The sequence below is a fragment of the Actinomadura meridiana genome (assembly GCF_039537545.1).
In the GTDB taxonomy this organism is placed as follows: Bacteria; Actinomycetota; Actinomycetes; order Streptosporangiales; family Streptosporangiaceae; genus Spirillospora; species Spirillospora meridiana.
In genome coordinates, this window is record NZ_BAABAS010000029.1 from 146,695 (window position 1) to 159,570 (window position 12,876).

Below are 12,876 nucleotides of genomic sequence, written 5' to 3' on the forward strand. Positions count from 1 at the left end.
GACTGCAAACCTTTCTTCTGTAGGGCGCCGAGGACGGCGCGCGCAGAAGGGAAATCCACAGTGGACAAGGGGTATGAGCTTTACTGCCTCGCGGATCAGTTCTTCTACGACGCGCCTCCCGTCACCCGCCGCACCGACTTCGAAATAACTCAGCGTGATCTCCCCGAGGGCTGGGAGCAGATTTTCGGAGAAGAATGGGTCGTTTATGACCCGCCGAAAAGACGGACTCCGCTTCAGGGTTGGAAAGTCCACGTTTCCGGGTGTGTGGAAAGTGCCGCCGAGATCCTCGCCGGGACCTGGGACTACTGCGTCGGTCGCGGCATCGAGTTCAAGCACCTGCGCGGCCCGGGGACGCTGCGGATGCGGAACGCCAAGTACGCGCCGCGCGGTGCGAGCGGGAAGCTCGTCACGATCTACCCCGCGGACGAGCGCGAACTGGAGCGGGTGCTGGCCGAGCTGGGCGCGCTGCTGGACGGCCTGCCCGGCCCCTACATCCTCAGTGACCTGCGCATCGGCGACGGGCCGTTGCACGTCCGGTACGGCGGCTTCGCGGAACGGCGGTGCCTGGACGAGACGGGCAAGCTCGTCCCCGCGCTGGAGAACGGCGACGGGGAACTGATTCCCGACCGCCGCGAGCCCGTTTTCTCCGTGCCCGAATGGGTGACGCTTCCCGGCTGTCTCGAACCGCATCTCAAAGCGCGCGGCGCCACGACGACAACGGATCTGCCGTACCAGATCACCAAGGCCCTGCATTTCTCCAACGGCGGCGGCGTCTATGAGGCGACCGACACCCGTTCCGGGCGGACGGTGGTCCTGAAAGAAGGGCGCCCTTACGCGGGCCTGGCTGCCGACGGCGCGGACGCGGTGACCCGAATCGAGCGGGAGCGCGACATTCTCCGGACGCTCGACGGAATCGACGGCGTTCCCGACGCGCTCGACTGGTTCACGCTCGGCGAGCACCATTTCCTCGTCCAGGAGTTCATCGAGGGACGCACCCTCAACACGTTCTTCGCCGAGCGGCATCCGATGCTCGACCCCGAGCCGGACGCGGAGAAGACCGCGGCGTACACGGCGTGGGCCCTGCACGTCCACGCGGGCGTCGAACGGGTCGTCGCCGCCCTGCACGAGCGCGGGGTGGCGTTCAACGACCTGCACATGTTCAACGTGATGGTCCGCCCCGACGACTCCGCCGCGCTCATCGACTTCGAGACGGCGGCGCCCGCGTCCGACGGCGGACGGCAGACCCTCGCGAACCCGGCGTTCCTCGCCCCGCCCGACCGGCGCGGCACCCAGGTCGACGACTACAGCCTGGCGTGCCTACGGCTCGCCCTGTTCGTCCCGCTGACCACGCTGTTCGTCATCGACCGCGGCAAGGCCCGGCAGCTCGCCGACCTGGTCGCCGCGAACTTCCCGGTGCCGCGCCCCTGGCTCGACGAGGCGGTGGAGGAGATCACGCGGGGCGCCGCGCCGGTGGCCGCGCCCGAGTTCGTCCCCGACACCGGCGGCTGGGAACGCGCGCGGACCGCCCTGACGCGCGCGATCCTCGCGAGCGCGACCCCGGACCGGGAGGACCGGCTGTTCCCCGGCGACCCCGAGCAGTTCGACGGCGCGTCCCTCGGGCTCGCGCACGGCGCGGCGGGCGTCCTGTACGCGCTGGACGCGGCGGGCGCGGGCCGCTACCCCGAGCACGAGGAGTGGCTGGCCGCGCGGGTCGCCGACCCGAGGCGCGGCACCGGCATCGGCCTGTACGACGGGCTGCTCGGCGCCGCGCACGTGCTGGCCCGCCTCGGACGCGGGGAGGACGCGCTCACCGCCGCCGAGCACTGCCTGAACGAGCGGTGGGAGCGGCTCGGCGACGACCTGTACGGCGGCCTGCCGGGCGTCGCGCTCGCCCTGGCCGACCTCGCCGACACGACCGGCGAACGGTCGCTGCTGACCAGCGCGGCCCGTGCCGCCGAGATCGTGGCCGGGCGCGGGCAGGACGTCCCGACGCCCCGGCCCGGTCTCCTGTACGGCGGCGCCGGGGTGGCGCTGATGTTCGTCCGGTTCTACGAGCGCACCGGGAACCCCGTGCTGCTCGACCTCGCCGCCGACGCGCTGCGCCGCGACCTCGCGGCCTGCGTCACCGACCACAACGGCGCCCTGCACGTCGACCAGGGCAGTCGCGTCCTGCCCTACCTCGGGCGCGGCAGCGTCGGGGTCGGGCTCGTCCTGGACGAGTACCTCGCGCTGCGCCCGGACGAGGAGTTCGAGACGGCCCGGCAGAAGATCCGCGTCGCCGCGATGTCCCGGTACTACGCGCAGCCGAGCCTGTTCGGTGGCCGCGCCGGAATGCTGCTCTATCTGGCCCGCCATGGCCGCGACGACGAGCGGGTCGCCGGACACGTCCGGGACCTCGCCTGGCACGCGCTCCCCTACGCGGACGGCCTGGCGTTCCCCGGCGAGCACATGTACCGGCTCTCGATGGACCTGGCGACCGGAACGGCCGGTGTGCTGCTGGCCCTGGGAGCGGCCCTGCACGACCAGGCCCCCCACCTGCCCTTCCTCAGCCCTGTGTCCCCGTGGGGGGACGACCCCCCACACCCCCCGCTTCGCTCCGCTCATCCTGGACTCCCCGTGGGAACCCCTACGGCGGTCACCTCTATCCAGCCCGAAAGGAGGTGAAGAAACATGGCGCTTCTCGACCTTCAAGGAATGGTGAGCGAGAACGGCGGTCACGGCGGCAACAGCAGCCTCTCCGTGCTCTGCCACAGCTCGCACAGTGTCACCATCTGCCTGTAGCGGTGCAGCGCGGCCATGGTCCTCCCAGCGGGGACCATGGCCGTCGCCGTGGGTCTGGGGGTCGCCCCCCAGAAACGAAGGTAGGACTCGATGACTCCCATTCCCGGCTCACACGGCGCAAACCGGCTTCTGCTGCGCGCCGCCGGGCGCGCCCGCGGCTGGACGGCGCTCGTCGCCGCCGCCGCGGTGGTGGACGCCGCCGCCGTCGTGCTGCTCCCCTACGCGCTGGCCAGGGCGATCGACGCCGTCCCGCCCGGCGGGGCCCCGGCGAGTGCGGCGGTGTGGCCGTGCGTCGCGCTCGTCACGCTGTCGGCCATGGCGGAGGTGCTGTCGGAACTCGCGACCGGGTGCGCGGCCGCGCGGGCGACGGCGTGGCTCCGGCACGGCCTCGTCCGGCACGTCCTGGCGGTCGGCCCGGCGTTGCGCGTCCCGCCCGGTGACGTCGCCGGACGGGTCGTCGGCGGCGCGGCCGAGGCCGGGGTGGCGCCCGCCGCCGGGCCGGAGGCCGCGGTCGGGGTGCTGCCCGCCGCCGGGGCGCTGGCCGCGCTGTTCCTGATCGACTGGCGGGTCGCCGCCGCCATCGCGGTGGCGCTGCCCGCGATCGCACTGCTGCTGCGCGCGTTCGTCCGCGACATCAGCGCGACCGCGCACCGTTACCTGAACGTCCAGGGCACCATCGCGGGACGGCTCGCCGAGGCCCTCGCCGGATGCCGGACGATCGCCGCCGCCGGAACCGTCGACCGCGAGACCGGCCGCATCCTGGAACCGCTGCCCGGGCTGCGCGCCGAGGGCGAGGCGCTGTGGCGCGTGCAGGGCGGCATCGCGGCGCGCGGGATGCTGACGCTGCTGCTCCTCCAGATCGCGGCCGTGGGAATCGCGGGCACGGAGCTGGCCGCGGGCCGGATCACGCCGGGCGAGCTGGTCGCGGTCGTCCAGTACGCGGGGCTCGCCGCCGGGTTCGGACCCGTCCTGACGCAGTTGCTACGGCTCGCCCGCGCCCGCGCGGGCGCCGCCCGCGCCGCCGAGATCCTCGCGCTGCCCGCACCCGCGCACGGCACCGAGCACGCGCCGCCCGGCCCGGGGAGCCTGGAGTTCCGCGACGTCACCGGCGGCACGTTCGACGGCCTGAACCTCACCGTCCCCGGCGGGATGGCCGTCGCCGTCACCGGGCGCTCGGGCGCGTCGGAGCTGGCCGCGCTCGCCGGGCGCCTCACCGACCCCGACGGCGGCGAGATCCTCCTCGACGGGACTCCGCTCCCCCGCCTCACCCACACGGCGCTGCGCCGCGAGATCGGGTACGCGTTCGCCCGGCCCGCGCTGTTCGGCGGCACCGTCGAGGACGCCCTCGCGTTCGGCCCCGCCCGGCCGCCGGACTCCCGGCTCCGGGACGCAGCGCGGGCCGCCCGCGCCGACGACTTCATCGGCCGCCTCCCGCACGGGTACGCGACCCCGCTCGCCGACGCGCCCATGTCGGGCGGTGAACTCCAGCGCATGGGGCTCGCGCGGGCGTTCGCGCACGCCGGACGGGTCCTCGTCCTGGACGACGCGACGTCCAGCCTCGACACCGTCACCGAACTCCAGATCACCGACGCGCTGCTGGACCGGCTCGCCGACCGCACCCGCCTGATCGTCACGCACCGGGCGTCCACGGCGGCCCGCGCCGACCTCGTCGCCTGGCTGGAGGACGGCCGCGTCCGCGCGCTCGCCCCGCACGCCGACCTGTGGGACGACCCCGACTACCGCGTCCTGTTCGGAGGCACCCGGTGAGGAGCAGACGTGAAGCCGCGCGGGTCCTGCGCGGCACGGTCGGTGACGCGATCCGGGCCCGGCCCCGCGCCGTCGCGCGGGCCGCCGCGTGGTCGCTGGTGGAGGCGGTGCCGACGGCGGTGTTCGGCCGCGCCGTCGGCGAGGCGGTCGACGCCTTCCGCACCGGAGACACGACCGGCGCGGTGACCTGGCTCGGGGTCCTCGCCGTCGCGGCCGCCGCCGGGGCGTTGGGAAGCCGCCGCCTGTATCCGGCGCTCGCCGCGATCGTGGAGCCGTTCCGCGACGACCTCGTCCGGCGGGTCGTGGACGGGGCGCTGCGCCGGTCCCTCGGCGGCAGGCCCGACCGGGGAGCCGTGGCGCGGCTCACGCACCAGGTGGAGATCGTCCGGGACACGTTCGGCGGCCTGCTCGTCATCGTGCGCGGCTTCCTGTTCGCCGCCGGTGCGGCGCTGCTCGGCCTGCTGACCCTGATGCCGGTGGTGGCGCTGCTGGTGCTGCCGCCGATGCTGCTCGGGCTGGTGCTGTTCGGCGCGGCGTTCGGCGCGGCGGCCGTCCGGCAGCGGGACCTGGTGGTCGGCGAGGAGGACATCGCCGAACGGACCACGGCGCTCGCCGAGGGGCTGCGGGACGCCGTCGCCTGCGGCGGCGAGGCGGCGCTGCGGGAAGAGCTGGGCGCCGCGGTGGAGGCGCAGGCGGCGGCGGGCCGGGCGGTGGCCCGGTTCGCGGCGTTCCGGGCCACGGCGCTCGCGGTGAGCGCCTGGCTGCCGCTGCTGCTCGTCCTCGCCGCGGCGCCCGCGCTGATGCGGCGCGGCGCCACCCCGGGGACGCTGATCGGAACGCTGACCTACGTCCTGCACGGCCTCCAGCCCGCGCTGCGAACGCTGATGCAGGGCATGGGCGGCAGCGGGCTGCGCCTGGTGGTGACCCTCGGCCGCATCCTGGAGACGAGCGCGCCCGATCGCGCCGCTCGACCCGTCCCGCCGGAGGAGGTGCGGGACGCCCCGGCCGTCGAGCTGCGCGGCGTCTCGTTCGCCTACGGGGAGGGCGCGCGACCGGTGATCGAGGACCTGGACCTCGTCGTCCCGGACGGCGACCACCTCGCCGTGGTGGGCCCGAGCGGCATCGGGAAGTCGACGCTCGCCGCCCTCATCGCGGGCGTCGTCGCGCCGACCGCCGGGCAGGTGCTGGTGGACGGCCTGCCCCCCGGCGACCCTGACCGGCGCGTCCTCATCCCGCAGGAGGCGTACGTGTTCACCGGCACCCTGCGCGAGAACCTGACCTACTACGCGCCCGACGCCGAGCCGGACGAGGTGGAGCTGGCCGTCGCGGAGGTGGGGCTGGAACGGCTCGTCGCCGACGTCGGCGGGTACGACGCGCGGGTCGTCCCGGCGGACCTGCCGGAGGCGGATCGGCAGCTGATCGCGCTGTGCCGCGCCTACCTCGCGCCGCAACCGCTCGTCATCCTGGACGAGGCCGCCTACCGGCTCGACGCGGCCGCCGAGGCACGCGCGGAGGGCGCGTTCGCGCGGCGCGCGTCCACCCGGCCGGGGAGCACGCTGATCGTCATCGCGCACCGGATCAGCTCGGCGGAGCGGGCGCGGCGCGTCCTGGTCCTGGACGGCACCCGAGCGCGGACCGGACGGCACGCCGACCTGCCCGCCGTGTCGCCCCTCTACCGCGACCTCATCGGACGCTGGGAGGGGGGATCACAGCCATCCGGCCTCCTCGGCGATCCGGATGGCGTGGATCCTGTTCTGCGCCCCGATCTTGCGGTTGATGCGGGACAGATGGTTGCGGACGGTTCCGATCGTCAGGAAGAGGTCCTCGGCGATCTGCGCCGCGGACGCACCCCGTGACGCGAGCGACAGGACCTCGGCCTCCCGGTCGGTGAGGGGGTTCTTGGCCGAGCACAACTCCATGAAGGCCATGTCGGGGTCGATGACGCGGGCGCCGTCCGCGGCCCGGCGGATGGCGTCGACGAGGTCGGTGGGCGAGGTGTCCTTCAGCACGAGCCCGGCGGCGCGCGCCGCCAGCGCCCGCCGCAGGTCGCCGTTGCGACACCGGCCCGCCATGAGAACGGTCCGACACTCGGGCACGGCTTCGCGGAGCGCGCACGAGGCGGAGAAGCCGTCCAGTCCCGGGAGCCCGACGTCGATCAGCGCGACGTCGGGACGTTGTCTGCGCGCCGTCCGCAACACCTGCTCCCCGGAGCCGATCGCGGCGACGACGTCGAAGTCCGTGTTTCCTTCTAACAGGGCGACGAGCCCGCCGCGAAGGAGAGGCGCCCCCTCGGCGAGCAAAATCCGAATCATTTTCGCCTCCTGGACGGCAACCGGCGGCGGGCCCGATGGGGCCACCCTGACGGCATGGGTCAGGCGGACGATCTACCGCCCGGAGTCAACACTATTCATGGCGTTATTGCAAAGGCCGGATCAAAACGACAATTCGGACGACCCATACCAGGAAATGCCCGGTCAGGGATCATCACGAAAGGAAGTCGAACTCGGTCCCGGCACCCGCCTCGCGGGCCGCCCGGTAGGCGACCCAGCCGACCGCGAGGTCCTGCCAGGGGAGGCCGACCGGCGCGTACACGGTGACCTCGCTGGTCCGCACCCGTCCCGGCACCTGGTTGCACAGCACGTCGCGCAGGGTCCCGGCGGCGTGCTTGACGTCCAGCCCCGCCTCGGCCAGCACCCCCATCTCGACGGCGAGGGGCACGTCGTCGACCACGACGCGGGCGTCCTCCAGCAGGTCGGCGCCCAGCTCGGCCTTGCCCGGCTCGTCCGCGCCGAGGGACGTGATGTGCGTGCCGGGCGCCACGTCCGCGGCGTGCAGGAGCGGGCGGCGCGCCCAGGTCGCCATGACGACGATGCCCGCGTCCGCGACGGCGGCGCGCGGGTCGGCCACGACGTCCGCGCGAACCCCGAGCCGGGACCCGTGCCGCTCGGCGAACCGGGCGGCGCGGCCCGCGTCCAGGTCGCAGACGGTGAGGCCGCGCGGCTCCCGCAGCTCGCCGAGTCCGCGCAGCACCAGCTCCGCCTGCGCCCCGGCGCCGATCACCGCGACGGTGTCCGCGCCGGGACGGGCCAGCGCGTGCGTGCCGAGCGCGGCGGCCAGGCCCGTCCGCCACGCGGTCACGGTGGCCGAGTCGAGCTGCGCGAGCAGCTCGCCGGTGCCGAGGTCGTGCAGGCACACGACGCCGCGCAGCGCGGGCCTGCTGCCGGGGAACTTGGCGTTGACCTTCACGGTGTAGGCGGGGATTCCCTCGACCAGGCCGGGCAGCAGCGCCGTCGCGGTGCCCTGGCCGGGGAGCCGTCCGATCACCCGGCGCGCGGTCGCCTCGCCCGGCTCGGCGGCGAAGCCCCGGCGCAGCGCGTCCAGGCAACCGGCCGCGTCGAGCAGCCCCTCAAGGTCGGAACGGGTCAAAAGTAGCGTCACCGGACTATTCTCCCGTCCCCGCGCCCCGCGGCGTCACTACCGGGGCGGAGCCATTGGGCTGCCCGTCCGGGCGAAACCGTTGAACATGTCATCCTTCCCCGATTCCGGGCCGCGTCCCGCACCCATGCTGACAAGCGACACCGATGTGATTAGTCACTTTCTTGTCTTACGTCGGTGTTCCGCCGTCTTTCAGCATGTCAGGTGACCTCCGACGCACCATCCGGGTGCGCCCGCTCCCCCTGGAGGCTCACCATGACCATCCGTCCCACCCGCCTGCGCGGCGCCGTCGCCGTTCTGGCCGCGTCCTGGCTGGTGGCAGCCGCCCTCGCCGCTCCCGCCGCGGCCGTGTCCCCCGCCGTGTCCCCCGCCGTCCGCGCCGAGCGCATTCATGAGCACGTGCCCGAGCGCGTCGCCGGGCCGTCCGCCCCGGTCGTCCTGGGCGGCGACCCCATCTACTCCAGCTCGGGCCGCTGCACGCTCGGCTTCAACCTCAGGAAGGGCGACACATACTTCTTCCTGTCCGCGGGTCACTGCGTGAAGTCGGCCACCTCCTGGTACGCCGACCGCGAGTTGACGCAGCTGCTCGGCCACAGCTCGGGCAGCAGCTTCCCCGGCGACGACTACGGCATCGTCAAGTACGTCTCCACCCCGGGCGACACACGCGGCGGCGTCCGCGTCGGCGGCGAGTTCCACGACATCACCGGCGCCATGAGTCCCACGGTCGGGCAGCAGGTGACCGGCCTCGGCGGCACCAGCGGCGCGACGACCGGCACGGTCACCGCGCTGAACGTGACCGTCAACAACCAGGAGGGCGCCGTCACCGGGCTGATCCGCACCACGCTGTGCGTCCAGCCGGGCGACAGCGGCGCGCCCGTGTTCGCCGGCTCCCGCGCGATCGGGATCATCGTCGGCGGCACCTGCTCCAGCGGCGGGACCGCCTACGTCCAGCCGATCGCCGAGCCGCTCCAGGCTTACGGATTGGAGATCTACTGACCCCACCGCGAATCCGTTCCAACGGTCCACGTGGCCAGTGCGGTTCCCGCTCTGACCACCGATCCGTCGTCAGGGTGACAAGCGCTCTGTCCTGAATTGGTCACCTTATGCGTCTTACGTCTCCCTTGACGGTTCCCACACCATGTGCAGGACCTCCGGCGCACCACCAGGGTGCGCCCAATCCCCCGTGGAGGCACCACAAAGTGAAGATCACCAAGAGGCGTGTGCTCGCCGTCACCGTCACCACCGCGTCCGCCGGGCTGGTGGCCGGCGCCCTCACCATCGCCCCCGCCAACTCCGCTCCGTCCGCCGCTCCCGTCGCCGCCACCGCTCCCGCGGGCCCCGGCGAGCTGTCGACCGCCCTCGCCAAGCAGCTGGGCGCCCGCACCGCGGGCTCCTACCTGAAGGGCGGTGAGCTGGTCGTCACCGTCACCGACGCCAAGGCCGCGCAGACCGTGCGCGACGCGGGCGCCGTGCCGAAGACGGTCGCGCGCAAGGGCTCGTACCTGACGAAGGTCATGAACGGGCTCAAGCAGGACGCGGCGGTCCCCGGCACCGCGTGGGCCGTCGACCCGGCGACCAACCAGGTGCTGCTGTCCATCGACAGCAGCGTCACCGGCGCGAAGCTGAAGAAGGTCCAGGCGCAGGCCGCCAAGTACGGGTCGGCCGTCCGCACCGAGCGCGTGTCCGGGACGTTCCGGAAGTTCACGCTCGGCGGCGAGGCCATCAAGACCGGCGGGTCCCGTTGCTCGCTCGGCTTCAACGCCAAGAAGGGGAACGAGTACTACTTCATCACCGCCGGGCACTGCACCAACATCGGCTCGACGTGGACCGACAGCTCCGGGCGGACGCTCGGCACCACCGCGGGAAGCAGCTTCCCCGGTAACGACTACGGCATCGTCAAGTACACGTCGACGCCGGCCGACACCCAGGGCGCCGTCAGCCTGTACGGCCAGGGCTCCCGGGACATCACCGGCGCGGGCAGCGCCACGGTCGGGCAGCAGGTCACGCGCAGCGGCAGCACCACCCAGGTGCACAGCGGCTCCGTCAACCAGCTCAACGCCACGGTGAACTACCAGGAGGGCTCCGTCACGGGCCTCATCCGCACCAACGTGTGCGCCGAGCCCGGCGACAGCGGCGGTTCGCTGTTCTCCGGCTCGACCGCGCTCGGCATGACCTCCGGCGGCAGCGGCAACTGCTCCTCCGGCGGGACGACGTACTTCCAGCCCGTCACCGAGCCCATGCAGGTGTACGGCCTGACCGTCTACTAGACCGACTGGTGCACCCAGAAGGGCCGCTCCCGCGACGACTCCCGCGGGGCGGCCCTTCGCCCGTCCTCGCGAAACTGCCCGTCTTCGGTGAGCTAGGGGACGGCTGGGACGTCCAGGGCGCGGACTATCTCCGCGATGACGTCCGCCCGCCGGTCCGCCAGGTAGAAGTGGCCGCCCGGCAACACGGTCAGGGCGAACGGCCCGTCGGTGACCTCCGCCCAGCGGGCCGCCTGCGCCTCGTTCACGTGCGGGTCGGCGTCGCCGATGATCGTGGTGACGGGGACGTCCAGGCGCGTCCCGTCCCGGTGGGCGTAGGTCTCGATGAGCGCGAAGTCGTTGCGCACGTACGGCAGGACCAGCTCCCGCAGCTCCGGGTCGCGCAGCGCGTCGGCGTCGGTGCCGCCGAGCTTCGTCAGCTCCGCGACGACGCCGTCGTCGTCGCGCTCGTGGACGCGGTCGTCACCGCGGTCGTGCGGCGGACGCGCGCCCGACGCGAACAGGTGCACCGGCGCGTCGCCCCGCGCCTGGAGCAGCCGCGCCACCTCGTACGCCAGGACGGCGCCCATGCTGTGCCCGAACAGCGCGACGGGACGGTCGACCAGCGGCGCCATCGCGTCGACGATCTGGTGGGCGAGGCTTCCCGCGTCGGTGACGAGCGCGTCCCCCATCCGGTCGGCGCGGCCCGGGTACTGGACGGCGTGCACCTCCACGGCCGGGCTGATCTCCTTCGCCCAGGTCCGGTAGAAGACCGCGGACCCGCCCGCGTGCGGAAGGCAGACCAACCGCGTCGGCGCCCCGGGGCGGGGATCGGCGCAGCGGAACCAGCTCACGTGACCAACTCCTCGTCCTGCTCTTCTCGCGCTGCTCTTTTCGCGGGGTCGCCCGCCGCCAGGCTACTGGGGCCGCGACGTCGCCGCGAGCGAACCGAGGAGCGTCAGGGCCGCCGCGCTGTCCGACCCGGGTTCCGCGTGGTAGACGACCAGTTCCTGCCCCGGAGACGACCGGACGTCGAACGTCTGCATCGTCAACGTGAGGTCGCCGACCTCGCGGTGCCGGAAACGTTTGCGCTCCAGCGCCTTGCCACGCGCGTCATGCCGGGCCCACAGTTCGGCGAACTCGGGGCTGCGTTCCAGCAGTTCGGTGAGCACGTGCCGGACGCGGGGGTCGTCGGGCGCCTCACCGAGGCCGAGCCGGAACCCCGCGACGCTGTTGCGCGCCACCTCGTGCCAGTCGCGGTAGAACCCGCGCGCCGCCGGGTCGGTGAACACGACGTGCATCAGGTTGCGGGAGTGCGCCCAGTCGTGGAACAGCGCGTCGGCCAGCACGTTGGACGCGAGCACGTCGTAGGCGCGGTTGTAGACGATCGCCGGGTTGTCGGGCCAGGCGTCCATGAGCTGGAGCAGGCTCGGGTCGACGCGGTCGGGCACGGCGGCGCCACGGCCGCGCGGGCTCAGCCCGGCCAGCCGGAACAGGTGGCCGCGGGCGTCGTCCTCCAGCCGCAGCGCGGCCGCCAGCGCCTCGATCACCTGCGCGGACGGGTTGCGCTCCCGGCCCTGTTCGAGCCGGACGTAGTAGTCGGCGCTGACCCCGGCGAGCATCGCCACCTCCTCGCGGCGCAGGCCGGGCACGCGACGCAGTCCCACGACGGGCAGCCCGGCGTCGGCCGGGGCGACCTGGTCGCGCCGCGCCCGCAGGTAGGCGCCGAGATCGGTGCGCGTCATGCTCGCCATGCTAGGCCGCGCCGCAAGGGCGTTCCTGGGTGCACCACTCCCAGGAACATCCCGGCCTGTCACCGCGCGGCCGGGTCGGCCATCGTCGAGGACATGACCGCGAAAGACCACAAGACGCAGAACCTCCCCACCGCCTGGGACCTGACCGGCCGCGTCGCCGTCGTCACCGGCGCCGCCCGCGGCATCGGCCGCGCCACCGCCGACCTGCTCCGGGCCCGGGGCGCCCGCCTCGTCGTCACCGACCGCTCCCCGGCGGTCGAGGACCTCGCCGGGGACGACGTGGCCGCGCTGGTCGGCGACGTCGCCGACGAGGACCTCGCCCGCGCCACCGCGCGCCTCGCCGTGGACCGCTTCGGGCGGCTCGACATCCTCGTCAACAACGCGGGCCGTACCCTGAACAAGCCGATCACCGAGACCACCGTCGACGACTTCGAGGGAATCCTGCGCGTCAACGCGCGAGGCAACTTCGTCCAGGCGCGCGAGGCGTTCCGCGTGATGGAGGCGGGCGGCGGCGGGGCGATCGTGTCGATCGCGTCCGTCTCGTCGGTGGTCGCGTTCGCGACGCAGACGGCCTACGCCGCGTCCAAGGGCGCGCTCGTCCAGATGACGAAGGTGCTGGCCATCGAGGGCGGACCGAAGGGGATCCGCTCCAACGCCGTCCTGCCGGGCGTGATCGACACCGACATCATGGAGGGCGTCGTCGAGAACGGCCGCGAGATGCTGGCGTCGTTCGGCCCGGCGCACCCGATCGGCCGCATCGGCGCCCCCGAGGAGGTCGCCGAGACGGTCGCGTTCCTCGCCAGCGACGCGGCCAGCTTCATCACCGGCGCCCTGGTCCCCGTGGACGGCGGCTGGACCGCGCAGTAGGCACGGCCCCGGGCGCACGAGGCACCCGG

General features: G+C 73.6%; 10 protein-coding genes and 1 pseudogene. 7 read left to right on the plus strand and 4 right to left on the minus strand.

Annotated elements, in window-relative coordinates:
• Nucleotides 1–60 precede the first annotated feature (60 nt).
• The 4 genes and pseudogenes from lanKC to ABD808_RS35735 form a co-directional block, all read left to right on the plus strand.
• Complete coding sequence (lanKC, locus tag ABD808_RS35720; RefSeq protein ID WP_344906994.1) at nucleotides 61–2,664, plus strand: class III lanthionine synthetase LanKC; 2,604 nt, start codon at nucleotides 61–63, stop codon at nucleotides 2,662–2,664.
• A 6-nt stretch (nucleotides 2,665–2,670) separates the two neighbouring features.
• Complete coding sequence (locus tag ABD808_RS35725) at nucleotides 2,671–2,781, plus strand: SapB/AmfS family lanthipeptide (protein WP_344906997.1); 111 nt, start codon at nucleotides 2,671–2,673, stop codon at nucleotides 2,779–2,781.
• 90 nt (nucleotides 2,782–2,871) lie between these two features.
• Nucleotides 2,872–4,548: an ATP-binding cassette domain-containing protein gene (locus ABD808_RS35730; RefSeq protein WP_344907000.1), complete on the plus strand. Its 1,677-nt coding sequence runs from the start codon at nucleotides 2,872–2,874 to the stop codon at nucleotides 4,546–4,548.
• 893 nt (nucleotides 4,549–5,441) lie between these two features.
• A pseudogene (locus tag ABD808_RS35735) lies at nucleotides 5,442–6,011 on the plus strand (ATP-binding cassette domain-containing protein); the annotation flags it as partial.
• A gap of 243 nt (nucleotides 6,012–6,254) precedes the next feature.
• Here ABD808_RS35735 and ABD808_RS35740 read toward each other — a convergent pair.
• Together ABD808_RS35740 and ABD808_RS35745 are read right to left on the minus strand one after the other, a co-directional pair.
• Complete coding sequence (locus tag ABD808_RS35740; protein ID WP_344907003.1) at nucleotides 6,255–6,860, minus strand: response regulator transcription factor; 606 nt, start codon at nucleotides 6,858–6,860, stop codon at nucleotides 6,255–6,257.
• A 172-nt stretch (nucleotides 6,861–7,032) separates the two neighbouring features.
• Nucleotides 7,033–7,986, minus strand: a complete 954-nt coding sequence (locus tag ABD808_RS35745) for an ornithine cyclodeaminase family protein (protein ID WP_344907006.1) — start codon at nucleotides 7,984–7,986, stop codon at nucleotides 7,033–7,035.
• Nucleotides 7,987–8,238: 252 nt separating this feature from the next.
• On the opposite strand from ABD808_RS35745, the gene ABD808_RS35750 reads away from it, so the two are divergent.
• Nucleotides 8,239–8,979, plus strand: coding sequence for a S1 family peptidase (locus ABD808_RS35750; RefSeq protein WP_344907009.1), 741 nt, complete (start codon nucleotides 8,239–8,241; stop codon nucleotides 8,977–8,979).
• A 203-nt stretch (nucleotides 8,980–9,182) separates the two neighbouring features.
• The gene (locus ABD808_RS35755) at nucleotides 9,183–10,250 is read left to right on the plus strand and encodes a S1 family peptidase (RefSeq protein WP_344907011.1); all 1,068 of its coding nucleotides are present in this window, start codon (nucleotides 9,183–9,185) and stop codon (nucleotides 10,248–10,250) included.
• Nucleotides 10,251–10,342: 92 nt separating this feature from the next.
• On the opposite strand, the gene ABD808_RS35760 is transcribed toward ABD808_RS35755, so the two are convergent.
• Together ABD808_RS35760 and ABD808_RS35765 are read right to left on the minus strand one after the other, a co-directional pair.
• Nucleotides 10,343–11,080 (minus strand): thioesterase II family protein, encoded by a 738-nt coding sequence (locus tag ABD808_RS35760; RefSeq protein WP_344907014.1) that lies wholly within the window; start codon nucleotides 11,078–11,080, stop codon nucleotides 10,343–10,345.
• Nucleotides 11,081–11,143: 63 nt separating this feature from the next.
• A complete protein-coding gene (locus tag ABD808_RS35765; RefSeq protein ID WP_344907017.1) occupies nucleotides 11,144–11,971 on the minus strand; it encodes a helix-turn-helix domain-containing protein in 828 nt (275 codons plus the stop codon).
• Nucleotides 11,972–12,073: 102 nt separating this feature from the next.
• On the opposite strand from ABD808_RS35765, the gene ABD808_RS35770 reads away from it, so the two are divergent.
• Nucleotides 12,074–12,847, plus strand: a complete 774-nt coding sequence (locus tag ABD808_RS35770) for an SDR family NAD(P)-dependent oxidoreductase (RefSeq protein ID WP_344907020.1) — start codon at nucleotides 12,074–12,076, stop codon at nucleotides 12,845–12,847.
• The last annotated feature ends 29 nt before the right edge of the window (nucleotides 12,848–12,876 follow it).

Coding starts and splice junctions, on each gene's coding strand:
- ABD808_RS35750 (WP_344907009.1), top strand. CDS start 8,239: ATGACCATCCGTCCCACCCGCCTGCGCGGCGCCGTCGCCGTTCTGGCC.
- ABD808_RS35770 (WP_344907020.1), top strand. CDS start 12,074: ATGACCGCGAAAGACCACAAGACGCAGAACCTCCCCACCGCCTGGGAC.
- ABD808_RS35725 (WP_344906997.1), top strand. CDS start 2,671: ATGGCGCTTCTCGACCTTCAAGGAATGGTGAGCGAGAACGGCGGTCAC.
- ABD808_RS35765 (WP_344907017.1), bottom strand. CDS start 11,971: ATGACGCGCACCGATCTCGGCGCCTACCTGCGGGCGCGGCGCGACCAG.
- ABD808_RS35740 (WP_344907003.1), bottom strand. CDS start 6,860: ATGATTCGGATTTTGCTCGCCGAGGGGGCGCCTCTCCTTCGCGGCGGG.
- ABD808_RS35730 (WP_344907000.1), top strand. CDS start 2,872: ATGACTCCCATTCCCGGCTCACACGGCGCAAACCGGCTTCTGCTGCGC.